Here is a 24,073-nt window from a genome sequence, read left to right as displayed (position 1 = left end):
ATGGCGCGCCTCGCGGGACGGCGGCTGCTGTTCGCCGTGCCCGTCCTGCTCGTCGTCACCTTCGGTGTCTTCGCCATCGCCGCCGCCTCGCCGTTCGACCCCGTCAAGGCGTACGCGGGCACCGCCGGACTCACCGCCTCGCAGGAGAACCTCGACCAGCTGCGCGCCAACCTCGGCGTCGACCGGCCGCTGGCCACCCGCTGGTGGGACTGGCTGACCTCGGCCCTCACCGGTGACCTCGGCGACTCCAGCACGCTGCGCCAGCCCGTCGCCGACGTCATCGGCGAACGCGTCGGCTGGTCCGTGCTGCTCGCCGCGACCGCCTTCGTCGTCGCCATCCTGCTCGGCACTGCCCTCGGCGTCCTCGCCGCGCGCCGCCCCGGCGGCTGGCTCGACCGCGCCGTGACCTCCCTCGCGTACACCCTCGAAGCGGCGCCGCCGTTCTGGCTCGGCCTGCTCGCCCGCGCTCTGGCTGCCCGTTCGGGCGCGAACTCACCGCGTGCTGCTCCCGGTGCTCGACCTGACCGCGCTCGCCACGGCCGCGGTCCTCCTGGGCAACCTCGTGGCCGACCTCCTGTACGGCCTCGCCGATCCGAGGGTGGGTTTCGATGGCTGACCTCGCATGGCGCGCCCATGGGGGCGTACGTCGCTCCACGCGCGCGTGGCGGGTGCGCTCCTCCGCGGTGATCGTCGCCGCGGTCGTCCTCGCCGTCCTCGTCGTCCCGCCCCTCGTCAACCTCGACGAGCAGGCCGTCGACCTGGCGGCCAAGCTTCAGCCGCCGTCTTGGGAGCACCCCTTCGGGACGGACGACGTCGGGCGTGACCTGCTGCTGCGCTGCGTGTACGGGCTGCGGGTCTCGCTCCTTGTCGGTGTGGTCGCGGCCGTCGTCGCCACCGTCATCGGCACGGCGGTCGGCGCCCTCGCCGCCGCATCCGGCGGCTGGGTGGACCGGATCGTGATGCGGCTCGTGGACGTCTTCTCGTCCGTGCCGCACCTGCTGCTCGGCATCTTCATCGTGGCGATGTTCCGGCCCGGCGTATGGCCCGTCGTCGTCTCCGTGGCACTCACGCACTGGCTCTCCACCGCCCGCATCGTGCGCGCCGAGGTGCTCTCCCTGCGCTCACGGCCCTACGTCGACGCGGCCATCTCGGGCGGCGCCTCACGCCTGCGCGTCGCGGTGCGCCACCTGCTGCCCGGCGTCCTGCCGCAGGCCGGGCTCGCCGCCGTCCTGATGGTGCCGCACGCCATCTGGCACGAGTCCGCGCTGTCCTTCCTCGGCCTCGGACTCCCCACCCACCAGGCCAGCCTCGGCACGCTCGTCCAGAGCGCCCGCGGTTCGCTCCTCGCGGGCGACTGGTGGCCGACGCTCTTCCCCGGCCTGTTCATCATCGTGCCCACCCTGGCGATCGCGGGCCTCGCGGGCGCCTGGCGGGAACGGATCAATCCCCGGCGCCGATCGGAGCTGATGCTGTGACGGTCCCCGACGCGTCTCCCGTGCTGTCCGTACGGGGGCTCTCCGTACGCTTCCGCATGCGCGGCGGCAGCCACGTCTCCGCCGTCACCGACGCCACCTTCGACCTCGCGGCGGGGGAGTGCCTCGCCCTGGTCGGCGAGAGCGGCTGCGGCAAGTCCGTGCTGGCCTCCGCGCTGCTCGGCCTGCTCCCCGAGAACGCGGAGACGGCCGGTTCGGCGCTGCTCGGCGACGGCACCGATCTGCTCACCGCCGACGAGCGCACCCTCGCCCGCACCGTGCGCGGGCGGCGCGTCGGCCTCGTACCGCAGAGCCCCGCCGCGCACCTCACGCCGGTACGGACCGTGCGGTCCCAGCTGGAGGAGACCGTGCGGGAGCTGACCGGGGTGCGCAGGGCGGACGGGCGCGCCGCCGCCGAAGCCGCCGCCGCGCGGGCCGCGTTCCCCGCCGGGCACCTCGACCGCTACCCCCACGAGCTGTCCGGCGGCCTCGCCCAGCGCGCCGCCACCGCGCTCGCCCTCATCGGCGACGCGCCCCTGCTGCTCGCCGACGAACCGACGACCGGCCTCGACCGTGACCTCGTGGACCGCACCGTCGACGAACTGCGCCGGCACGTCGGGGACGACCGCGCGCTGCTCCTGATCACCCACGACCTGGCCGCCGCCGAACGCATCGCCGACCGTGTCGCCGTGATGTACGCGAGCCGTGTCGTCGAGATCGCCGACGCCCCCGACTTCTTCGGCGCGCGCGGGCCCCGCCATCCGTATGCCCGGGGGCTCCTGAACGCCCTGCCGGAGCGGGAGTTCGCGCCCGTCCCCGGGCTGCCGCCCGAGCTGTCCGCGCTGCCGGCGGGCTGCGCGTTCGCGGCGCGGTGCGAACGGGCCGACGAGGCGTGCGGCGCCGTGCCCGCGCTCAGTGGCGGGGCCGCCTGCCACCACCCCCACGTGGATGTGCTGGAGGCGCCCCGTGCTTGAACTGCGCGCGATCACCGCCGGATACGACCGGCGCGCCCCCGTCGTCCGCTCGGCGAACCTCACCATCGCCTCCGGCGAGTCGGTGGGGCTGCTTGGACCCAGTGGCTGCGGCAAGTCGACGCTGGCGCGGGTCGCGGCGCTGCTGCACCGCCCCGACGCCGGGCAGGTCGTCATCGACGGCACCGTCGCGGGAGGCTGGCGCCACCGGGCCCCGCGCGAGCAGCGCACCGCCTTCGGCGTCGTCTTCCAGCAGCCGAGGCTCTCCGCCGATCCCCGGCTGGCGCTGCGGGATCTGATCGCCGAGCCGCTGCGGGCGGTGGGCCGTTCCGCCGAAGTCACCGCGCTCGTACCGGAGCTGGCGGCCCGCGTCGGCCTCGGCAAGGACCTCATGGGGCGCCGCCCGCACGAGGTCAGCGATGGGCAGCTGCAGCGGGCCTGCCTGGCCCGTGCGTTGGTGCTGGGCCCGCGGTGGCTGATCTGTGACGAGATGACGGCGATGCTGGATGCTTCGACGACGGCGGCGTTGGTCCACGTCGTGGAGGAGTACCGGGGGGAGTCCGGGGCGGGGTTGTTGGCTGTCGGTCATGATCGGGTGCTGCTTGAGCGGTGGTGTGATCGCACGGTGGGGTGGGGGGAGGTGGCCGAGTAGGGGGTGCCTCTGGGGGTGCGTCGTGGGGTGCGGGTTGGGGGTGGCTGGTCGCGCAGTTCCTCGCGCCCGTTGGGGCAGGGGTCATACTCACTGAGGTTCCTATCGACCCAGGGAGGAAGACATGGCCCTCACCAGCCGTCGCAGAGCCCTGACCGCCCTCGGTGCCGCCCTTGCCGGCAGCATCGCGATACCCGCCCAGGCCGGGGCGGACGAGCGCGGCCGGCATCCGCGCCCCCGCCCCCTCATCCGCGCCCACGCGCACAACGACTACGAACACCCCAGGCCGCTCCTCGACGCACTCGACCACCGCTTCGGCAGCGTCGAGGCCGACATCTACCTCGTCGACGGACAACTCCTCGTCGCCCACGACCCCGTGGACCTCGACCCCGCCCGCACCCTCGAATCCCTCTACCTCGAACCGCTGGCCGCCCGTGTCCGCGCCCACCACGGCTCCGTGTACCGGGGGCACCACCGCACCCCCTTCCAGCTCCTGATCGACATCAAGACCGAGGGCGCGTCCACGTACGCCGAGCTCCACCGCCATCTGCGGCCCTACCGCCACCTGTTCACCTCGTACGTCCACGGGAAGGTGCGCCGCTCCGCGGTCACGGCGGTCGTCTCCGGGCACCGCGCGGCCCGCGCCCCGATGGAGGCGCAGCGGGTCCGGTACGCCTTCTACGACGGCCGTCTCGCCGACCTCGGGACCCCGGCGCCCGCCTCCCTGATCCCGCTCATCAGCGACAACTGGTCGCTCCACTTCGGCTGGCAGGGCGCGGGACCCATGCCCGCCGCCGAGCGCGACAAGCTGCGCGGCATCGTCTCCGCCGCGCACGCGCGCGGGCAGCGTGTCCGTTTCTGGGCGACGCCCGACCTGCCCGGTCCGCAGCGCGACGCGGTCTGGGCGGAACTGCTCGCCGCCGGCGTCGATCACCTCAACACCGACGACCTCGCGGGGCTTGCAGCCTTCCTCGACGCCCACGGCCGCTGACAAGTAACACCCGTTCGGAGCACAGGTCAGAGGCCCGGACGCACCCTCCGTTACGCGACACTGACGGCCGAGAGCCGCGGTGTCGCGTGGCGGAGGAGGTTCCATGGCTGTCTCGATCTCTGTGGTGCTGTTGCTGCTCATCCTGGCGGTGGTCTTTCTGCGCAACGGCGCGCTGAAGATCTCCCACGCCATCGTCTGCGCCCTGCTCGGGTTCTACCTGGCGAGCAGCAGCATGGCGCCGACCATCCACGACGGCCTGACGGCCACCGCCCACATCGTCAGCGGGCTCCAGCCGTGAGCGTTCCTTGCGGCGTCATGAACAACCGAGCCGTTTTCATGCACAACTGACGCTGTTTCATGGACACTTCAAGCGGGTGGTCCTAGCTTCGGCGCATGCCACGCATGTCCCGGAGCATCCCGCGCACCGCCCTCGCCCTGGCCGTGACGGTGACCGCCGTCGCGGCCACCCTCGCCGCCCCCGGCCCCGCCCGCGCCGACGACATCCCCAAGGCGCCCGGACACCGGCTCGTCAAGAGTTACGAGGGGGCGCCCGCGGCCGCCCGGCCGCTGCCCGGCACCCCGCCGCCCCAGCACCCCCACCTCGCCGCCAACGGCCGCAGCGGCATGCACGCCGACGCCGCGGGCAGCGGAACGTACCCCTGGAGCGGCCCCCTGGGGAAGCGGCCCGAGGCCGACAGCGAGAAGATGGCGGCCCTCGGCGGCGAGTGCGCGACCGTCACCTTCGACCGCGACGGACGGATCGTCACCGTCTGCGGCACCTTCACCGGCTTCCTGGTCAAGCTGCTCGACCCCAAGACGCTCGACACGCTCGCCGAGTACGAACTCCCGCAACGGCCCTCGACCGTCGAGGCCATCACCCGGCTCGACTTCTCCAAGATCTTCAAGGACACCTCCGGCGGCGCCTACTCCTACCTCGACGACAAGGACCGCCTCGTCCTCGCCGACTCCCGCCAGCACATCGTCCGGCTCGCCCACGAGCGGGCGGCCGACGGCGACTGGCGCTTCGTCGTCGACAAGGAGTGGGACCTGACGGCGCACGTTCCGCACGACTGCGTGACCTGGTCAAATCTCTACCCCAGTGGCGAATGTGACCCGGTCACCTCCGTGATGCCGGACTGGGACGGGCGCATCTGGTGGGTGACGCGGCAGGGCCGTGTCGGCACCGTCGACCCGGCCACCGGCACCATCCGCTCCATCCGGCTCGACGGCGAGGAGATCCAGAACTCCTTCTCCGTCGCCGAGGACGGCGTATCGATCGTCTCCGACCGCGCCCTCTACAGCTTCCGGGCCGCCCCGGACGGCACGCCCGAGATCGTCTGGCGCGAGACGTACGACCGCGGCACCGGCACCAAGCCGGGCTCCGTGAACCAGGGCTCGGGCACCACCCCCGACCTCTTCGGCGCACGCGAGGACTACGTGGCGATCACCGACAACGCCGACGACCGCATGAACGTCCTGGTCTACCGGCGCGGCGCCGACGTGCCGGGCGGGCGGCGGCTCGTCTGCAAGGTCCCCGTCTTCCGCTCCGGCGCGTCGACCACCGACAACTCCCTGATCTCCTGGGGCGACAGCCTGGTCGTCGAGAACAACTACGGCTACGAGAACATCACCTCGCTCACCCTCGGCCGCAGCGTCGTCGGCGGCGCCACCAGGATCGACGTACGCGAGGACGGCAGCGGCTGCGACACGGTGTGGGAGAGCGGCGTGCGCGCCCCCTCGACGGTGCCCAAACTCTCCACGGCCAACGGCCTGCTGTACTTCTACACGAAGGAGCCCAGCAGCCTCGGTATCGACGCCTGGTACCTGACCGCCGTCGACTTCCGCACCGGCGAGACCCGGTGGAAGCGGTTCGCCGGCACGGGTGTCGCGTACGACAACAACTGGGCGCCCGTGACGCTGGGCCCCGACGGAACGGCGTACGTGGGCGTCTTCAACGGCCTGGTGGCGGTGCGGGACACGCGGTGAACCGCCGGGGCGCTCCGCTCACGTCCGGGAGAACACGCCGATGCCGTTGGGCACCGGGCGCTCCACCCCACCGCTGGGGTTGTTGCGCACGGTCACGGCGTCGGCGCCCGGCGCCCGCGCGACCAGCGTGGACGTGGACGAGACCAGCGTGGAGGAGCCTCCGCCGTCCAGGCTGAAACCGTCCTCGGCACCCAGTCCGCGCAGCGTCCGTGCCACTTCGGCGATCGTCAGGCCCGTACGGAACTCGGGGGAGCCGTCCAGTGAGAGCAGCACCAGGCGCCGGCCGCCGTCGGCGATCCCGGCGGCCGTCCGCACCGCCGAGGTGGTGGAGTCCAGGCCGGGCAGCGGCGCGCCGTCCCGCAGCACGGGGTAGCCGCCGAGCGCGAAACGGAACGGAATGCGGGACTCCGCGGCCACCAGGCGGTGCCTGACCTGCACGCGGTCGCCCGTCGACAGCTTGCGCAGCTGCTGTGCGCCCGCCTCACGGCCGACCAGGACCGTGCTGTCACCGGCGATCGGGCCGCTGCCCGGCGTGTCGGCCGAGGCCACGACACGCCCGTGGCGGACCGTCACCTCGTGCGTGTCCGTACTGCACGGCGCGCCCCGGCTCGTGTCCGTGCCGCACGTCGCGCGCACCCGCGAGACGGCGCCCCAGTCGCTGGTGAACGCGCCGACGGAATCCACCGGCAGCGCGTACTGGTTCAGCCCGCCCAGCCGGAGCCGGGCGTCCCGGGTGCGCAGCACACCGTCGAGCGTGAGCCTGTCCAGGCGGGCCCTGCGGTCCACGCCCACCCCGAGGACGGCCTCGGTCGTGATGCCCGGCGGCATGGCGGGGCCGAAGCGCTGCCCGTTCGGCACGGCGGCCTTCAGCGCGCGGCCGTTCGCGATCGCCGGCCCGACGGGCGCGCCGGTCGCCTCGACGCCGGGGTGCTGCGTCTCGGTGATGTTGAAGAAGTCGCCGTTGATCCCGCCGACCGCGCCCGCCCCGTCCGCGAGGGCCGAGACGGGCGAGCGGGCGGCGACCTTGCCCGGGTACAGCAGGCCGACGGCGGTGCGCGGATCGCGCAGGTCGACGTCGAGCACATGGGCGCGGGCGGTGCCGCGCGAGGCCGGGACGTCGAAGTACCGGTACTCCACCCCCGGCGCGATCCGCGTGGCCGCCGCCCGCCGGGTGTCGCCCTCGGTGCCGCCGGCCGGTGCCGCTCCCATGAGAGCCGCACCGGCCAGCGTGCCGAGCGTCGAGATGAGGGCGAGGGCGGTTCTGAACCGTCCGCCGTGCCGTGTCTGCCGTGTCTGCCGTGTCACAGATTCCCCCCTGGGGTCGGCCGGGCGTCAACTGTCCCAGCGGTCAGCGGAGTTCACCAGAGTGCGGTGGTGGCCAGGCCCCGACCAGCCGGGAACGGATCAGGAAACGGACGCCTTCCGGAGTCTCCAGCGAGAAGCCGCTGCCGCGCCCGGGCACCACGTCCACGATCAGCCGGGTGTGGCTCCATGCTTCGTACTGGCTCTTGGACATCCAGAAGGGTATGGGCTCCGGTACGCCTTCGACGGGGAGCGACGCGAGCCGTACGTCCGAATCGCCGGTACGGAACTCCCCGTCGGGGTAGCACATGGGCGCGCTGCCGTCGCAGCAGCCGCCGGACTGATGGAACATCAGCGGCCCGTGCTTGTCGCGCAGAAGCCGCAGCAGGTCGGCCGCGGCGGGCGTCAGCTCCACGCGGGCGGTGTCGTCCTTGCTCTCATGGCGGTCCATGGGACGAGCCTGCCCCTCGGCACGTTGCAACGGGGTTGCGGGGCCCCGTACAACCCTTGGGGCCCATGCCGTGTCGAACAGGGCGCCGGACAAGGAACGGGCCCTTTCCGGACACCCCCGCGCCTGCCCGGCCACCTTCCTTCACAGGAGCCGCTCGTGCGCAAGAACCGTTCGGCCGCCCTCGCCGCGGCATCGTTCCTTCTGCTGACCGGGGCCGGTATCGCCGCCGCCCCCTCCGCCTTCGCCGGCACCCCTGGGGGTACGCACGCCGACGACCGCAACAGCGACTTCAACGGCGACGGATACGAGGACGTGCTGGTCGGCGCTCCGGGCGCCACGGTCAGCGGTCAGAAGGGCGCCGGACTCGTCACGGTCCAGTACGGCTCGACCAGAGGCATCGGCACGACCGACGTCGACCGGTTCAGCCAGTCGACGTCCGGGGTCGCCGGCGCCGCCGAGGCGGGCGACGCCTTCGGCAAGGCCGTCGCCACGGGCGACCTGGACGCCGACGGTTACGACGACGCGGTCGTCGGTATCCCGGGTGAGGACCTCGGCGACCGGGCGGACGCCGGTGGAGTCGCGATCCTGTGGGGCTCGAAGGACGGGCTCAGCGGCTCGGCGAGCGACTGGCTGGAGGCGCAGGAGCCCACCCAGGGCGAGCGGTTCGGCGAGGGTCTCGCCGCGGCGCACCTCACCGGCGACACGCCGGGTGACGTGCTCGCCGTCCTGGACCGTGACGACCTGCACCTCTTCGTGTACGACGCCTCGCCGCAGCCCGGCGAGGCCCCGCTGCGCCGTCAGGACACCCAGCGGCTCGGCGCGGCCGCCCAGGAGCGCGACATCCTGCCGAAGTCCCTCACCACCGGCGACTACGACGACAACGGCTACGCCGACCTCGTCGTCTCCGGCGTGACCGCGGGGCCCGAGGAGCCGGGGCACGGCTGGTCCGTGCACTTCGCGGGGAGCGCGGACGCACTCACGTACAAGGGTGAGCTGCGCGGTGGACCGGCGGCGGCCTCCGGCGACATCAACAACGACGGTTACGACGACCTGGTGACCGGCGAGCCGGCCTCGCCGGACGACGGCGGCGAGACCATGACGGGCGGTCTGGTCGGCGTGCGCTACGGCACCGCGGACGGCCTCGGCGAGGAGGCCAAGTGGTGGACGCAGGACTCCACCGGCGTGCCCGGCACCGCCGAGCGCGGTGACGGCTGGGGCGCGGACCTGTCCGTCGCGGACACCAACGGGGACGGTTACGCGGACGTGGCGATCGGCGCGCCCGGCGAGGACATCGGCACCGTCGCCGACGCGGGCGCGGCGTGGGTGCTGCGGGGTTCGGAGAACGGCCTGACGGCGACCGGCGCCAAGTCGTGGGACCAGAACTCCGCGGACATCCCGGGCGTGGCCGAGAAGGGCGACAAGTGGGGCGCGCAGGTACGGCTCACGGACCCGAACAAGGACGGTCGCTTCGGCCTCCTCGCGGCCGCGCCGGGCGAGAACGCCGGTGACGGCGTGGTGTGGGTCCTGTCGGCCGGCTCGGGCGGCGTCGTCGCGTCGGGTTCCTGGACATACGGCGCGTCGTCACTGGGCGCACCGGGCACGGGTGCGGGGTTCGGCGCGGCGATCGACGAGTGAGCGGGGGGTGACGGGGGCGGTCGGGCCCGCCCCGGCCTGCTGAGGCTGCCGGGTCTGGCGGCCTCCGTCGGGTCTGACGGGGGCCGCTGGGCCGGGCAGTTCGTGGGTGGTGGGACGGCGGCCGCGCAGCCAGGTGCGGTGTGGGTGCCGCCGTCCGGCAGCCGCGGGTGGCGGTCGCCGCGTGGTGGTGCCGGGCCGCCGCCCGAGCGCTGCGGCGCGTTGCGGGGAGGGTGCGGGCCTGGCGGGTCTTCCGTCGGTGCTGACGGGGGCCGCCGGGCTGGGCAGTTCGCGGTTGCTGGCGCCGCCGCCGTCCCGGCAGCCGCGGGGTGGCGGTCGCCGCGTGGTGGTGCCGGGCCATCTCCCGGAGCCGCCGCGTCGCATTGCGGGGGAGGGGTTGCCGGGCGCGGGCGCGGCGATCGACGAGTGAACGGGGGGAACGGGTGCGGTCGGCGCGCCCGGCCCGCTGAGGCCGCCGGGCTGGACAGTTCGCGGGGGTGGGACGGGCGACGGTGCCGCCGCCCGGCAGCCGCGGGGTGGCGGTCGCCGCGTCGCGGTCCCGACCCGCTGTGCCAGGACGGGGCGCCGGCTCTTTCCCCCCCATCTGCGCGCCGACACCCCGCTGGGCCCCCGGCCGCCGGGCGCGGCCGGAAGCGGCTCAACTCCCAGCTCCCGGCCCCAGCTCAGCCGAAGCGTTCGACGCGGTTCTGGGCCGGAGGGTACGGATAGAAGGAAGTCGTACCCACCGACCACAGGGCGCCGTCCGTGCCGGGGATCCGCGCGAGCGCCACCGGCAGGGCCACGGAAGGTGTCTCCGGGCCCCGCTCGCTCACCCACGCCGTGCCGTCCCAGCGCAGGTAGTGGGCCCGCTTCTGGTCCCAGAAGTCCCAGCCCGAGATCCGGTCGGGCCTGCCGTCCGCGTCCCCGACGATCGAGGTCAACATACCGACGCCGAAGGGCGCCTTCACGTCGTTCCACTTCGTGCCGTCCCAGTGCTCGAGACGGACCCCCGGCGGCTTGCCCGCCGGTCCCCCGATCCCGTACGCCCACCCCGTCAGCCAGATGTCGTCGTGGGCGACCGGCAGCAGGCCGGAGACCGACGCGCGGATGCCGAGCAGGCGGGGGATCACCGTCCAGGCGCCGTCCCAGCGGGCGATGACGTCGCCGAAGACCCACACCTCCCCGCCGGGCGTGACATGCACGCCGGCCGGCGTGGGCGCGGCCTCGTCCGGCAGCGGCCGGCACCAGCGCCACCCCTTGCCGTCGCCCTTCAGCAGCCCCGCCCGGCCGCCGTGCCGCCCCGACGCCCAGAAGCGGCCGTCCGGCCCGGCGGCCACATCCGTCACCTGCGTCCCCGCCTCGCCGCGCCCCGGGAACGAGGTCTCCCGCCAGGTCGTGCCGTCCCAGGCGAGGAGCTGATCGTGCCCCGCGGTGTCGGTGCCGACGGCCCAGGCCGCCCCGCCCGAGGGGCTGACGGCGACGGACCGCAGCGTGGCGTACGTCAGGTGGGACAGGTCGGTCGGTGTCCAGGCGGCGCCGTCCCAGCTCAGGGCGATGGCGGTGCCGTCACTGGTGCTGTCGAGGCCCTGGGTGCCGACGGCCCAGGCCAGGTCGGCTCCCGCCGCCGCCACGCCATAAAGGCGCGAGGCCGGTTGCCCGCCGGGGGCGGGCACTCCCCGCCAGGACGCGGCGGCCGACGCGGAACGGGGCGCCGCCGTGGCGGCCGTGCCGGTCAGGGCCGCGGGCACGGCCAGTCCCGCTCCGGTGGTGGCGATTCCACGGACAAAGACACGTCTTCGCATGAGAGGCCTTTCCTTGGCGCGCGGGTTCGGTGTGGGCAACACCCTGAACCGGGCCTCGCGCGGCGTCAATGCACGGGATGCCAGTTGTGGGCGGTCAACTGCCCTGTGGCGCAGGGGGGTTGGCGGGGCAATCCGGGCTCCGCGCTGACGTGACGGGCGTGTGAACCAGGGGCAAATATCCGCGTTTTGCTCTACAAGGCGCCCAAGTCAATTGTTGACAGGGGTCGTTGGTCTAGTCCATTTTGATGGTACGCAAGTTCGACGTGGGGCGGATGTGACACCCGCTGCCCCGGCCGACCTGAAGCGGCCCGCCGGCCCGGCGCGGAGACCTCCCGGGGGATGAAGCCCTCCGCCGCCGTGCCCGCCCCGGAACAGACCAACCTTGGAGCACGCCATGCCAGCGTCCGACCGCTACCTCCATCGAGCCCCCAGCGCCGTCCCCTACTTCAGCTCCGACGGCGACACGTACCTGGCGCAGACCCAGCTGCGGGACCTGAAGAAGACCCGGCCGCTCAAGGTCCTGTCCGAGGAGGACTTCGCCTTCTGGCAGACGTACGGCTACGTCGTCGTGAAGCAGGCGATCCCCGCCGAGGCGGCCAAGGACCTCCTCGACTTCGCCTGGGAGTTCCAGGGGCTCGACCGGGGCCGCCCCGAGACCTGGTACGAGGAGCGGGAGTTCCGCTCGGACCTCGACCGCGAGCTGCACGTCTACGGCTTCGTCGAGGCCTACCACCACCAGCTCATCTGGGACAGCCGCCAGACGCAGCGGGTGTACGACGCCTTCACCGACGTATGGGACTGCGAAGAGCTCTGGGTCACCCTGGACCGGCTCAACCTCAATCCCCCCAACGTCAAGAACCGTTCCCGCTCCCTGATCGCCCCCACCGAGCGCGGCTTCGACATCAACCTCCACTGGGACGTCGACACCACCCTCGGCGTGCTGCCCCAGCGCGTGCAGGGGATCATCGCCCTGGACGACACCCGCGACGAGCACGGCGGCTTCCAGTGCTGCCCCGAGCTGTTCCGCCGCTTCGACCGGTGGAAGGCCCTCCAGCCGGACGACCGCGACCCGATCCGCCCCGCCATCGACCGGGACGAGATGCCCGTCGTACGGCCCGAGCTGGAGGCCGGCGACCTGCTGATCTGGAACGGCCTGCTCGCCCACGGCGTGGCCCCCAACACCTCCGCCGACGGCGTCCGCGCCGTCCAGTACCTCTCGATGATGCCCGCCCTGGAGTCCCACGAGGAGCTGCGCCGCTCCCGGGTCGACTCCTGGCGCACCCTCGCCACGCCGGACTGGAACGCCACGCTCCTCGGGGACCGCGACAAGCACGAGTCCCTGCGCTACGGCACCGCGACGCTGAGCGAGCTGGGCGAGAAGCTGCTGGGCCTCACCTCCTGGACCGGGCAGGACTTCGACCAGCCGATCGGGGAAACCGCATGCGCCGCATCTGCCTGACCCTCCCCACCAACCGGGCCTGCCCGGAGACGATCACCGCGATCGGCGGCGAAGCGGCCTACGCCGCCGCGCACTTCGACGTCGAGGTCCACCTGCTGATCCTCGACTCCTCCGAGCCGGACACCTTCGCCGCGCACGCCGAGGCCGTCCGCGCGCTGGGCGCGGTGCCGCACGTCGTCACGCACCACCTCGGCGAGCCGCAGCAGCGCGACTTCCTGCGCCAGGTGATCGGCCGGGCCGAGGTCGCCAAGCCCGAACTGATGCTGGAGCTGATGCTCCCGGCCGGGCTCTCCTACGGCGCGTGCACCAACCGCGCCTTCCTCGTCGCCGCCGCGCTCGGCTGCGAGTCCGTCCACCGCAGGGACTCCGACAGCCGGTACCAGACCGTCGACGGCGCGCCCGTCTTCCCCGTCCATCACGAGCTGATGTCGCTCGGCAAGCGCGCGGCCGACGCGGCGCGCGGCCCCGTCGAGACGGCACTCGACGAGCGTCACGCCGACAAACGCGTGGCCATGGTGGGCAGTTCCTTCGTGGGGGAACTGTCCGTGGACATCGGTGAGATACGCGGACTCGACCCCGAGGTCTACTACGACGTGGTCAGCCTCTGGGCACCGGGCCACTGGTCCGACGAGCAGAAGCGGGAACTCGTCGACGACTCCTTCCGCGGCGCCGGTTCGGAGCCGTTCACCGGTGACCGCGCGACGCTGACCCTGGTCGACCCCATGCGCGTCGACATGTGCAACATCAGCTTCCACGGCGTGCACGAACGCGTGCCGCTGCCGCCCGCCACCGACACCATCGGCAGCGACTACTTCCTCATCCATGTGGTTTACGACGCCGGGCTGCCCGGCGTCCTGCACAACCGCAACATCGTCAACTTCTACACCGCGGAACGCCGGACCGACGCGGGCTTCATTGCGTACCAGACGCGCTTCGTCAAGTTCTTCCTGTCGATGCTCTACTTCAACCACGTCTACGAGCGGATGACCGCCGCCGGGGAGACGCTCCTGGACGGCCAGGACCACGTCCGGGCCTCCGTCATCAGCGCGCTCGCCAGGGAGAGCGCCGCACTCGACCGCTCCGAGAACGTCCTGCGCCTGGACCGCGTCGATGCCGCCTACCGCAGACTCGGCGGCAGATACGCGCAGTTCGCCGACATCCTCGCCACCCGCCGCGAGCGCCTTCTGGACGAGGCGCGGAGCGACATCGAGGACTTCGCGATGCTGACCGAGGCGTGGGCACCCCTGATGCGGGCGAGCAGGGAAGCCGGACCGCTCCTGCCGGCGGTGGCGGGGCGGCCGACGTGAGCGCCACGATGACCCACCGGGCCGCGCGCACCGAAGAGTCCGCGTCACTCCTCGACGCCCTGGCGGCCGCCGCCGAGGACCAGATCGTCTTTGACCTCCCCGGCATCGAGGAGCGCTATGAGACGCTGCGCCGCGAACTGCCGGGCGTGGACGTCCGGTTCGCCATGAAGGCCTGCCCGGTCGACGAGGTCCTCGCCCGCCTGGCCGCGCGCGGCTCCGGTGCCGACGCGGCGAGCCCCCGCGAGGTGGAGCAGGCCCTGAGCGCCGGCTTCCCGGTCGCCAGGATGCACTACGGCAACACCGTCAAGTCCGACCAGAACATCGCGGACGCGCACCGCCTCGGCATCACGGTCTTCGCGACCGACAGCCTGGAGGACGTGACCGCGATCGCGGAACACGCCCCCGGCGCACGGGTGTTCTGCCGCCTCGCGACCACCGGGGAGGGCGCCCTGTGGGGGCTGAGCAACAAGTACGGATGCCCGCCCGCCGACGCCGTCGCCGTGCTGGAAAGGGCCCGTGACCTCGGGCTGACCCCCGCGGGCCTGTCCGTGCACGTCGGCTCGCAGCAGATGACGGCCGACGCCTGGCGAGACGCCTTCGACCGCATCGCGGGCGTCCTCGAAGTCCTCCACCGGCGCGGTATCCCGCTCGACCACGTCAACCTGGGCGGCGGCCTGCCCGCGCTGGGCTACCGCGACAAGCACGGCAGAGCGCTCGACCCGCCGATGGACAAGATCTTCGCGGTGATCCGCGAAGGCATGGCGCGCCTGGGGGAGCTCCCGGGCCACCGGCTCGGCTTCGTCGTCGAACCGGGGCGCTATCTCATCGCCGACCACGGCGCCATCCGCGCCCATGTCTCCCGGCTGTCCGCACGGCGCGGGCCCGACGGGGAGCGCCAGTACTGGCTGTATCTGAGCTGCGGCAAGTTCAACGGCCTCTACGAGATGGACCAGTTGCAGTACCGCCTCGTCTTCCCCTCGCACCGCGACGCCGAGTCCGTCCCGGCCGTCGTGGCCGGCCCCACCTGCGACAGCGACGACGCCTTCTCGCACGAGCACGGCCTGATCCCGGTGCCCAAGGCGCTGGCCTCGGGCGATCCGGTGTGGGTCCTGTCCAGCGGCGCGTACGCGACCAGTTACATGACGCAGGGCTTCAACGGCTTCAGCCCGCTTCCGTACACCTGGATAGACGGCGGCGACGCGTGAACCAGGAGATCACGAACCACGAGATCACGAACCACGAGATCGTGAACCACGACGAGATCCGGATACGCCACATCGCCGACCGGGACTGGGACGGCATCGTCGCCCTGGAGTCCCGCGCCTACAGCCGCCTCGGCCTGTCCGAGGGGCGCGCCGCACTGAAGTCGAAGGCACACGCGTCACCGGCCACCTGCTACGCACTCGACCTGGGCGGGCGCCTCGCGGGCTATCTGCTGGCGCTGCCCTACCCGGAGTCCGCCTACCCGGACCTGTGCGCGACCATCGAGACGAGGCCCGCGCTCCCGTCCCGCAATCTGCATCTGCACGACATCGTCGTCGCACCGGACCTGCGGCACCGCGGTCTCGCCCGGCATCTGCTCCACCACCTGACGGCGGCCGCCCGTTCGCACGGCTACGAGCGGCTCTCGCTGGTGGCCGTCGGCGGCAGCGAGACGTTCTGGGCGGCCCGGGGCTTCACGCCCGGTCACGTCTCCCCGGCCGGATACGGCCCGACGGCTGTGTACATGTCCAAGGCGGTGCCGGCCGGGCCGGCACCGCGCACAGAAACAGAGAAGTGGGCTGATGCGGGTGCTGCGCGTGCGTGATCCTTTCCACCGGGCCCAGTTGGCGATCGCGGCCCTGTTCTGCTCGCTCGGATTCCAGTACGCCACCTGGGCGTCGCGGATCCCCGCCCTCAAGGACGACCTCGGCCTGACGGCGGCGGAGGTCGGCGTCCTGCTGATGGCCGCCGGCGTCGGCGCGGCGGTGTCGTTCCCCCTGGTGGCGGCGTTGATGCGGCGCCTCGGCTCGCAGCGCCTCGCGTTGTTGTCGGCGCTCTGTCTGGCGCTGGTGCTCCCTGCGCTGGCCGCAGCGCCGAACTACCCCCTCGCGCTGCTCGTCATGTGCGTCGACGGAGTGCTCGTGGGGTGCCTGAACGTCGCCATGAACGCCCAAGGCGCCGTCCTGGAGGCGCGGTTCGAGCGCAACGCCATGGCCCGGCTGCACGCCACCTTCAGCGGTGGCTCCCTGCTCGCCGCGCTGCTCGCCTCCGGCATGAACGCGCTCACCTCGGCGGTCGCCGTGCACTTCGCCGCGGCCGCCGCGGTCCTGCTCCTGCTGGTGGTGTGCGCGAGGACCGGTCTGCTGGCGGAGGGGCAGCTGCCGGAACCGTCCGCGGCGAAGGAGGAGAAGCGCGCCGGGAAGTGGGCCGTCCCCTCCCGCATGACGCTGTGGATGTGCGTCGCGATGGCGTTCGGCACCGTCACCGAGGGCGCCATGAACGACTGGTCGGCGCTGTATCTGGAGGACGTCGCCGAGGCGTCCGCGGAGCTGGCGCCCCTCGGCATCGCCGTCGTCTCCGGAATGATGGTCGTGGCCCGCCTCTTCGCCGACGGCTGGCGCAGCCGCTGGGGCGACGGCCGCGTCGTCCTGACCGGAAGCGTGCTGGCGGGCGCGGGCCTGATCCTCGCCCTGCTCAGCGGCGGCCTGGTGCCGGCGCTGCTCGGCTTCGCCTGCGTCGGCCTCGGCATCGCGGCCGTCACCCCGTGCGTCTACGTGGCGGCGGCGGGGCAGGGTTCGGACTCGCTGACGCTCGTCGCCGCCATGGGGACGACGGGCCTGCTGGCGGGGCCGCCGCTGATCGGCTTCATCGCCAACGCGAGCAGCCTGGTGTGGGGCTTCGCCGCCGTCGCCGCGTCGGCGCTCGTCGTCTCCGCGTGCAGTACGCGGATCCGGTGGACGCCCGCCGCCGAGCAGTTGAGCCGCTCGTAGCCCGGCGTTCGTAGCCATCGCCCGTGCCCTCGTTCGTGCTTACTCGGGGGTAGGCCTACCCGACCCCCTTGTTATACCGTCTGTCTAACAAGGGGGTCGTGGCGTGCCGCGCGTGGCGCCGCCGCGGGCCTTGCCCTGACGTCCGAGTCAAGGAGCAGCTCCATGGCAAGCAGCACTGTTCGGCCGAGCACACAAGACCACTCCCCGGAGGGCGACATCGCCCGGCGGCTGCTCGACTCGGCCGCCGTCCTGGCGTACGACCCGGCCACCGAGGTGGACTGGGACACCCCGCTGGACCGCGACTGCCACGGCGCGAGCCCGGAGTGGAGCACGCTCTACGGCACCGCGTACTGGCGGGAGATGACCGAGGAGCAGCGCAAGGAGCTGACCCGCCAGGAAGCCGCCTCGGTCGCCAGTACCGGCATATGGTTCGAGATGATCCTCCAGCAGATGGTGCTGCGCGACGTCTACGCGAAGGACCCGACCAGCGCCGAGGTCCAGTGGGCGCTCACCGAGATAGCCGAGGAGTGCCGCCACTCGATCATGTTCGCCCGCGGCGCGGCGAAGCTCGGCGCGCCCCCCTACCGGCCGCACCGCCTCGCCGTCGAACTGGGCAGGGTCTTCAAGTCGGTTGCCTTCGGGGAGGCCGCCTACGCCGCGATCCTCGTGGCCGAAGAGGTGCTCGACGTCATGCAGCGCGACTGGATGCGCGACGAGCGGGTCGCGCCGTTCGTCCGCACCATCAACAACATCCATGTCGTCGAGGAATCACGGCACATGAAGTTCGCCCGCGACCAGACGCGCAAGCGCCTCGCGGGCGCGGGCCGGGTGCGCCGCCGGATCAACGCCCTGGTGATCGCCATCGCGTCGTACGTCATCGTCACCAGCATGGTGAACCGCGAGGTGTACGCGAACGCCGGGCTCGACGAGGAGCGTGCCCTCGCCGAGGCGAAGGCCAACGAACACCACAAGTCCATGATGCGCTCCAGCTGCGCCGGCCTCATGGAGTTCCTCGCCTCGTGCGGCCTGCTCACCAAGCCGGCGCTGGTCTTCTACAAGCGCGCCCACCTCATCTGACCGGCACATGAGCAGATCCGCCGACCCGAGCCGAACCGAGTCGATCCGAGCTGAGTCCCCGAACATGACCTACGCCATCACCCAGACCTGTTGCAACGACGCCACCTGTGTCGCCGTGTGCCCGGTCAACTGCATCCATCCCACGCCGCAGGAGCGGGCGTTCGGCAGCACGGAGATGCTGCACATCGACCCTGGGACCTGCATCGGCTGCGGCGCCTGCGCCGACGCCTGCCCGGTCGACGCGATCTTCCCGGTGGACCGCCTGCCCGCCGCGCAGCAGGAGTACGCCGCCATCAACGCGGCGTACTACGAAGAGGCCGAGGCACCCGGACCCGAGCCCGAGGGACCGAACTTCCACGCCTGGGGCGAGCCGGAGTTCCCGCGCGTCCTGCCCGCGGACTTCGCCCCGCTCAAGGTCGCCGTCGTCGGCACCGGCCCGGCCGGCATGTACGCCGCGCAGGACCTGCTGCTGCACACCAGCGCCGAAGTCACCCTGATCGACCGGCTGCCCGTGGCCGGCGGTCTCATACGCTACGGCGTGGCGCCCGACCACCCCGCGACGAAGAAGGTCGGCGACACCTTCACCCGCTTCCACGCGCACCCGAGAGTGCGGATGCACCTCGGACTCGACGTCGGCACCGACGTCACCCCGCAGGAGATAGCAGCCCACCACGACGCGGTGATATACGCCGTCGGGGCGTCCGCCGACCGCCGCCTGTCCATCCCGGGCGAGGAGCTGCCCGGCAGCGTCTCCGCGAGCGCCTTCGTCGCCTGGTACAACGCCCATCCGGACGCGGCGGAGGACGCCGTCGACCTGTCGGCGGAGCGCGTCGTCGTGGTCGGCAACGGCAACGTCGCCCTCGACGTGGCCCGCATCCTGCTCACCGACCCGGACACCCTGGCCCGTACCGACATCGCCGACCACGCCCTGGCGGCGTTGCGTGACAGCAAGGTCCGCGAGGTCGTCCTGCTCGCGCGCCGCGGGCCCGAGCACGCCGCGTACACCACGTCCGAACTGCTCGCCCTGAAGCATGTGCCGGACGTCGAACTGGTCGTCGACGACCACGACCCGCGGATCGCCGCCGCTGTCGACGAGGCGGCCCCGCAGGGCAAGGCGGCCGTCCTGCGCGGCGTCGCGCGACGACAGCCGGACTGGGAGGCTCCGCCGGAGCCCGGCCGCCGCATCGTGCTGCGCTTCTACTGCGAGCCCCGCGAAGTGCTCGGCGAAGGCCGCGTGGAGGCCGTGCGCGTCGCGTCCGGCGCGGGGGAGCGGACCCTGCGCGCGGGGCTGATGCTGCGCGCGATCGGCTACCGGGGCGTGCCCGTCGCGGGGCTGCCCTTCGACGAGTACAGCGGGACGGTGCCGCACGAGGGCGGCCGGGTCACCGGGCAGCCGGGTACCTACGTCGTGGGCTGGATCAAGCGCGGGCCCACCGGCGGCATCGGCGCCAACCGCACCTGCGCCGCCGAGACGGTATCGACGCTCCTGGCCGACGCGGTGGCCGGAACGCTGCCCGCGCCGCACCACACGACGCGGGCCTTCCACCGCCTGGCCCGCCGCCGCAACCGGCACGTGGTCGACGCCCGCGGCCTGGCCGCGATCGAGCGGACCGAGATCGCCCGGGGCAAGGAGGAGGACCGCCCCCGTGTCAAACTGGCCACGGTCCCCGAACTCGTCGCCACGGCCCGGTCAAAGCGGGTGGGCCTGCGGCGCTGACCGGTCCGGCGCTCAGCCGAATGTGGAGTTCGTCGCCCGACAGGCATACGACCACGGTCCGATCCGAAAGTGTGGTCCACGCTCCGACGACGCGGTACATGCGGCGGCGGCATCGTTGCCCCATGACCGTCACGACTGCGCCAATCGCCGTTCCTCATCATGCCTTTCCAGGACGCTGGGTGGGCGGCGCCTCTCTCGTCCTCGGCCCCTTGCTGCTGCTCACCGGCGTACTGCTGCGCCTGCGCTTCGACTTCTTCTTCCCCGCGCAACTGAGTGCGTACGGACATCATCCGGACCTCATGACGGCCTCATACAGCTTCGTGTCCGCCGGATGGATGCTGCTGTGGCCGGGAGTCGTGCTTCTCGCCGCCGAGATCGGCGAGAGGTTCCGGGAACTCGCTCTGTGGGGCGGCGCGCTCACGGTCCTCGGCCTCTTCGCCCGCGCGTTTCACGCCGGTGTGGACCACCTGGCCTTCCAACTGGTGGCCGTGCAGGGGGCGGCGTCGGCGACGCGAACGGTGAGCGAGACCTACGGCGCGTTCCACATCTTCAGCACACTCAACGCGGCCATCATGGGCGGCTGGCTCCTGCTGGCCATCGGCGCCTACCGCTCCCGAGTGCTGGGACCGCTTCGTGCGGCGGCCCTGGCCATGGCAGCGGCGATGCCGCTGGGGGTGCTGAAGGGAACGACCCCGCTGTCGGTCGCGGCCGCCGCGGGACTGTGCGTCGCGCTCGTCCCCTTGGGCGTGGCCGCGTTGCGCGGCGGGACGACCTCGCGGGCGGCCACAGTCGCCGGAAGGCTCCTCCTGCTGGTCGCCGTGGGTACCGCGATGTTCCTCTTCGGGCAGGCCGGATGAGCGGCCACCGGTATCGTCTGGCGATGCACAGAATGGGGCGGCGCCTGCGGACCGGCGCGCATCTGCTGGCGATCGACGCCTGCGTGGCGGCCGTAGTGACAGCAGGGTACGTGGCACTGGCCGGCCAGGGTGCCTCAGACGGTCTGCCCCGGTTCTCCGGCCCGTGGTGGCTGGGCCTGCTGGTGGCCGTCTGTGTGGGCGTGCCGCTGGCCGTTCGGCGCCTGTGGCCCCTGTCCGCCTTGGCCGTAGTTGTGGGGGCTTCGGCGACGGCGACACTGCTCGACATCACCCGTGACCCTTACATCTCCGCGGCCTTGGCCGTCTACGCGGTGGCGCTCATCGAGCCGACACTCCGGGCTGGGGCGGCGTTCGCCCTGACCCTGGTCGTCTCGGCGGCCGCGGTCATCACCGGTGAAGCGATCCTGACGCCCTCCGGCCCGTGGACGGAAGCCGCCGGCACCGCCGCCCTCGTCTGGCTGGTCGTCGGGGCAGCGTGGACCGCAGGGCGTGTCGTGCGCGAACGGAGATCCCGGGCGGCCCGAAGGGACCGTCGCCTCGCGGAGGAGGCACTGGCCGAAGAACGCCTGCGCATCGCCAGGGAACTGCACGACATCGTCTCGCACAGCCTCAGCGTGATCGTCGTCAAAGCGGCGGTGGCCAACCACGTGGCCGAGGCCCGCCCCCAAGAGACACGCGATGCCATCCAGGCGATCGAGCAGACCGGCCGGGAGGCGCTCACCGAGATGCGCCGTGCCCTGGGAGTGCTGCGCGGCGACACCGCTGGTCGGCACATGCGAGAGTCCGGCTCGGCGGAGACGGCTCCCCCTCCCGGACTGGACGACTTGCCGGCTCTCGTCCGGCGTGCCGAGCGGGCAGGAGTCCGTACCGAACTCCGCACCCGGCTGGACGCCGGCCTCCCCGCGGGGACAGCGCTGGCCGTCTACCGGATCGTGCAGGAGGCACTGACGAACGTGGTCAAGCACGCCGGTGACGGAACACATTGCCAGGTGACGATCACGGTCGACGAACGAAGAGACGCGCACATAGAAGTGGTGGATGACGGAGCCGGGAACGCGGCCGCGACCGACCGGGCGGAACTCAGGGGTGGTCACGGACTGGTGGGGATGCGCGAACGCGTGATGATGTACGGCGGGACGTTGACCGCCCGGCCACGGCCCGGCGGCGGGTTCGCCGTGTCGGCCCGTCTCCCGCACGAACCCGCTCATGACACGGCTACGAACCGCAGGGAGAGGACCGCGTGACCGAACCGATCCGGGTACTCGTCGCCGACGACCAGTCCCTGCTCCGAGGCAGCTTCCGCGTGCTCATCGACACCGCCCCCGGGCTGACAGCGGTGGGCGAGGCCGGCACCGGCGCCGAAGCCGTCGAGAGCGCACAGCGGCTCTGCCCGGACGTGGTGCTGATGGACATCAGGATGCCCCGCATGGACGGCATCGAGGCGACACGGCGCATAGCCGGATCCCCCGAGACGGCCGGAACCCGCGTCCTCATCCTCACCACCTTCGACCTCGACGAGTACGTGTACGGCGCGCTGCGTGCCGGGGCGGCGGGATTCCTCCTCAAGGACACATCTCCCGAGGTGCTGCTGGCAGGCATCCGCACCGTCGCCGCCGGAGAGTCCCTTCTCGCCCCTTCGGTGACCCGACGCCTGATCGCGGAGTTCGCTCGTCTTCCCCATACGCACCATGCGCCGGGCTCCTCGCTCGAGGAGCTCACGGAGCGCGAGCGTGAGGTCCTCGTGCTCGTGGCGCGTGGCCTCTCCAATGCCGACATCGCCGAGTACCTCCACCTCAGCAACGGCACCGTCAAGACCTACATCGGCCGGCTGCTGAGCAAGCTGCGCGCGCGGGACCGCGCGCAGCTGGTGATCAGCGCCTACGAGTCGGGGCTCGTCAGTCCTCGATGGCCTCCTTCACCTCACCCAGGTCCACGAACTTGAAGTTGGTGGAGGGACGTTCGGCGTCCCCGGGGGCGTCATGGCCGTCCTGGACCACAAGCAGCCCGTTCGGGTACTTACGGCCGAGCGGCGCGGCAAGCGCGGCGGCGCCGTCGCACTCCTCCGAGCCGTCGAGGGCGGCGGACGCCGCGGTGACACGGAAACCGCCCTCGTACTCGTTGTCGTCGGACAGCTCGCGGTCATAGGCGGCGAAGGTGTCGTCGCCCTGGCTCGACGCGAGGAGATGGCCGTCTCCGTCCGCCTCCGTGAGCAGCGTCAGCCCCTCGACATCGGCGGTCAGACGGGTGCCGCCGAACCCGGGGTCGGCGCCCGCGACGCACTCCTCGGTCCCTTCGTCGTAGGTGCCGGGCACGCCGTACTCACGGACCTTGTCGACGAGCTTCGGCGTGCCGGTCAGGTCGGCGCGCATCCGCCAGATGCCGACGTCCTCCTGGCCCGCGTACAGCATGCCGTTCGCCGGGTCGACCACCATGCCCTCGACCTGCGGGAGTTCGCCCGGCTCACCGCACGGAGACCACGAAGTGCCGTTCGGCAGGCGGAAGTCGGCGGGCAGGTCGAGGGTGCGGATCTTGCGGTAGCCGACCTTGCCGTCGGCGCCGGGGGTGATTTCGAGCAGGGCGACGCTCGTCCGCTCCCGGCGGCTCACCAGGGCGTAGGAGCGGCCGGACGACTTGTCGGTCCAGGTCGCGAGGCCGTACGCGGTGCGCTGCTCGTCGATCTCCTCCTGGGAGGAGGAGAAGACGGGCGGGGCGGAGGGGTCCGTGACGTCGGTGAGCGGGCCACCGGCGCGGTTCGCGTCGATGCGGTGGAAGCGGAGCCGGTCGCCGCCGCGGTCGCTGGTCACGGCGAGGTCGGCGCGGCCCGAGGAGAGGCGCAGGCCGTGCACCAGGTCGACGTTGTTGAAGCGGCCGGGCGCGTGGTCCGGGCCCGGTGCGGCGGGCGCGGGCACGGACTGCACCTCGCGGGCGTCCAGGTCGTACACGCGCAGACCGCCCTGCTTGGCGGTGGCGATGACCAGGCTGCGGTCCGGGTCGGCGGCGTTGCGCCAGATGGCCGGGTCGTCCGCGTCGGCGTCGCCGCCGGCCTCGTCGTCGTGCAGGGCCGGGGTCTCGGAGCGCGCGGTGACGGCGGGCAGCGCGGCGCGCGAGCCGTTCGGGGCGGCCAGCGCCTGGAAGGGGAGGGCGGTCGCGGTGAGCGCCGCGACCGCCGTGGCGAGGGCGAGCGTCGTCGACCGTGCGGTGCGGGACGTGGCCATGTAACGGCTCCTTCTGGAGAGCGAGTTGCCGGAAAAGGGACGTGGAGAGCGTGTGATCTCCGCATGAAGACTTACCGCCAGGTAACGCGTCCTCAATTAGTGCAGGGCGTGAACAAGTGGTGTCGCGGAGCGATCCCGTCCGGGCGGTCCGTAGGGCAGGCAGGCCATTGGGACGATCCATCACTTTGATCGTCG

General features: G+C 72.5%; 21 protein-coding genes and 1 pseudogene. 18 read left to right on the top strand and 4 right to left on the bottom strand.

All coding sequences use genetic code 11. From position 1 onward, the window contains the following. The 7 genes and pseudogenes from KKZ08_RS04490 to KKZ08_RS04460 all read left to right on the top strand — a co-directional run bounded on the left by KKZ08_RS04490 (nt 1) and on the right by KKZ08_RS04460 (nt 6,069). Nucleotides 1-616, top strand: a pseudogene (locus KKZ08_RS04490) (ABC transporter permease). Continuing rightward, nucleotides 609-1,475, top strand: coding sequence for an ABC transporter permease (locus tag KKZ08_RS04485; protein WP_223773195.1), 867 nt, complete (start codon nt 609-611; stop codon nt 1,473-1,475). The pseudogene KKZ08_RS04490 and the gene KKZ08_RS04485 overlap by 8 nt, the downstream one beginning before the upstream one ends. A 56-nt stretch (nt 1,476-1,531) precedes the next feature. After that, the gene (locus KKZ08_RS04480) at nt 1,532-2,446 is read left to right on the top strand and encodes an ABC transporter ATP-binding protein (protein WP_223778902.1); all 915 of its coding nucleotides are present in this window, start codon (nt 1,532-1,534) and stop codon (nt 2,444-2,446) included. Continuing rightward, on the top strand, nt 2,439-3,095 hold the full coding sequence (locus tag KKZ08_RS04475; protein ID WP_223773194.1) for an ATP-binding cassette domain-containing protein: 657 nt from the start codon (nt 2,439-2,441) through the stop codon (nt 3,093-3,095). The genes KKZ08_RS04480 and KKZ08_RS04475 overlap by 8 nt, the downstream gene beginning before the upstream one ends. 121 nt (nt 3,096-3,216) lie before the next feature. Beyond that, nucleotides 3,217-4,083 carry a phosphatidylinositol-specific phospholipase C/glycerophosphodiester phosphodiesterase family protein gene (locus tag KKZ08_RS04470; protein WP_223773193.1) on the top strand — a complete coding sequence of 289 codons (867 nt, stop codon included), beginning with the start codon at nt 3,217-3,219 and terminating at the stop codon, nt 4,081-4,083. Between the two features lie 103 nt (nt 4,084-4,186). Further along, nucleotides 4,187-4,381: a hypothetical protein gene (locus KKZ08_RS04465; protein WP_205036120.1), complete on the top strand. Its 195-nt coding sequence runs from the start codon at nt 4,187-4,189 to the stop codon at nt 4,379-4,381. 95 nt (nt 4,382-4,476) lie between these two features. Next, nucleotides 4,477-6,069: a hypothetical protein gene (locus tag KKZ08_RS04460; RefSeq protein ID WP_223773192.1), complete on the top strand. Its 1,593-nt coding sequence runs from the start codon at nt 4,477-4,479 to the stop codon at nt 6,067-6,069. An 18-nt stretch (nt 6,070-6,087) separates the two neighbouring features. Here KKZ08_RS04460 and KKZ08_RS04455 read toward each other — a convergent pair whose 3' ends face one another. Both KKZ08_RS04455 and KKZ08_RS04450 read right to left on the bottom strand, forming a co-directional pair. After that, on the bottom strand, nt 6,088-7,278 hold the full coding sequence (locus KKZ08_RS04455; RefSeq protein ID WP_223778901.1) for a phosphodiester glycosidase family protein: 1,191 nt from the start codon (nt 7,276-7,278) through the stop codon (nt 6,088-6,090). Between the two features lie 139 nt (nt 7,279-7,417). Next, nucleotides 7,418-7,822, bottom strand: coding sequence for a DUF779 domain-containing protein (locus KKZ08_RS04450; protein WP_223773191.1), 405 nt, complete (start codon nt 7,820-7,822; stop codon nt 7,418-7,420). A gap of 156 nt (nt 7,823-7,978) precedes the next feature. On the opposite strand from KKZ08_RS04450, the gene KKZ08_RS04445 reads away from it, so the two are divergent. Then, nucleotides 7,979-9,457, top strand: a complete 1,479-nt coding sequence (locus KKZ08_RS04445) for an integrin alpha (protein WP_223773190.1) — start codon at nt 7,979-7,981, stop codon at nt 9,455-9,457. Nucleotides 9,458-10,137: 680 nt separating this feature from the next. Here the strand turns inward: KKZ08_RS04445 and KKZ08_RS04440 are convergent. Beyond that, nucleotides 10,138-11,256 (bottom strand): hypothetical protein, encoded by a 1,119-nt coding sequence (locus KKZ08_RS04440; protein ID WP_223773189.1) that lies wholly within the window; start codon nt 11,254-11,256, stop codon nt 10,138-10,140. Between the two features lie 394 nt (nt 11,257-11,650). On the opposite strand from KKZ08_RS04440, the gene KKZ08_RS04435 reads away from it, so the two are divergent. From KKZ08_RS04435 to KKZ08_RS04390, 10 genes are all read left to right on the top strand, one after another. Further along, entirely contained in the window at nt 11,651-12,715 is a 1,065-nt protein-coding gene (locus tag KKZ08_RS04435) for a phytanoyl-CoA dioxygenase family protein (protein ID WP_223773188.1), read from the top strand. Then, a complete protein-coding gene (locus KKZ08_RS04430) occupies nt 12,697-14,022 on the top strand; it encodes a DUF6271 family protein (protein ID WP_223773187.1) in 1,326 nt (441 codons plus the stop codon). The genes KKZ08_RS04435 and KKZ08_RS04430 overlap by 19 nt, the downstream gene beginning before the upstream one ends. Nucleotides 14,023-14,030: 8 nt before the next feature. Then, the gene (locus KKZ08_RS04425; protein ID WP_223778900.1) at nt 14,031-15,227 is read left to right on the top strand and encodes a type III PLP-dependent enzyme; all 1,197 of its coding nucleotides are present in this window, start codon (nt 14,031-14,033) and stop codon (nt 15,225-15,227) included. Continuing rightward, nucleotides 15,224-15,829 carry a GNAT family N-acetyltransferase gene (locus KKZ08_RS04420; protein WP_223773186.1) on the top strand — a complete coding sequence of 202 codons (606 nt, stop codon included), beginning with the start codon at nt 15,224-15,226 and terminating at the stop codon, nt 15,827-15,829. The genes KKZ08_RS04425 and KKZ08_RS04420 overlap by 4 nt, the downstream gene beginning before the upstream one ends. Next, nucleotides 15,813-16,994 carry an MFS transporter gene (locus KKZ08_RS04415; protein WP_223778899.1) on the top strand — a complete coding sequence of 394 codons (1,182 nt, stop codon included), beginning with the start codon at nt 15,813-15,815 and terminating at the stop codon, nt 16,992-16,994. Before KKZ08_RS04420 ends, KKZ08_RS04415 begins: the two co-directional genes overlap by 17 nt. 162 nt (nt 16,995-17,156) lie before the next feature. Then, on the top strand, nt 17,157-18,071 hold the full coding sequence (locus tag KKZ08_RS04410; RefSeq protein WP_223773185.1) for a diiron oxygenase: 915 nt from the start codon (nt 17,157-17,159) through the stop codon (nt 18,069-18,071). A 64-nt stretch (nt 18,072-18,135) separates the two neighbouring features. Continuing rightward, nucleotides 18,136-19,788 (top strand): FAD-dependent oxidoreductase, encoded by a 1,653-nt coding sequence (locus KKZ08_RS04405; protein WP_223773184.1) that lies wholly within the window; start codon nt 18,136-18,138, stop codon nt 19,786-19,788. A 179-nt stretch (nt 19,789-19,967) separates the two neighbouring features. Then, on the top strand, nt 19,968-20,645 hold the full coding sequence (locus tag KKZ08_RS04400; RefSeq protein ID WP_223773183.1) for a hypothetical protein: 678 nt from the start codon (nt 19,968-19,970) through the stop codon (nt 20,643-20,645). A 23-nt stretch (nt 20,646-20,668) separates the two neighbouring features. Next, complete coding sequence (locus KKZ08_RS04395; RefSeq protein WP_223773182.1) at nt 20,669-21,907, top strand: sensor histidine kinase; 1,239 nt, start codon at nt 20,669-20,671, stop codon at nt 21,905-21,907. Further along, nucleotides 21,904-22,605, top strand: coding sequence for a response regulator transcription factor (locus tag KKZ08_RS04390; protein ID WP_223773181.1), 702 nt, complete (start codon nt 21,904-21,906; stop codon nt 22,603-22,605). Before KKZ08_RS04395 ends, KKZ08_RS04390 begins: the two co-directional genes overlap by 4 nt. Here the strand turns inward: KKZ08_RS04390 and KKZ08_RS04385 are convergent. Then, the gene (locus tag KKZ08_RS04385) at nt 22,559-23,878 is read right to left on the bottom strand and encodes a phytase (RefSeq protein ID WP_223773180.1); all 1,320 of its coding nucleotides are present in this window, start codon (nt 23,876-23,878) and stop codon (nt 22,559-22,561) included. The two genes, KKZ08_RS04390 and KKZ08_RS04385, sit on opposite strands and share 47 nt — an antisense overlap. Nucleotides 23,879-24,073: the final 195 nt, after the last annotated feature.

The sequence above is a fragment of the Streptomyces sp. 135 genome (assembly GCF_020026305.1).
In the GTDB taxonomy this organism is placed as follows: domain Bacteria; phylum Actinomycetota; class Actinomycetes; order Streptomycetales; family Streptomycetaceae; genus Streptomyces.
The sequence above is the reverse complement of the archived record's forward strand: the minus strand, read 5'-3'. Positions and strand labels throughout refer to the sequence as shown.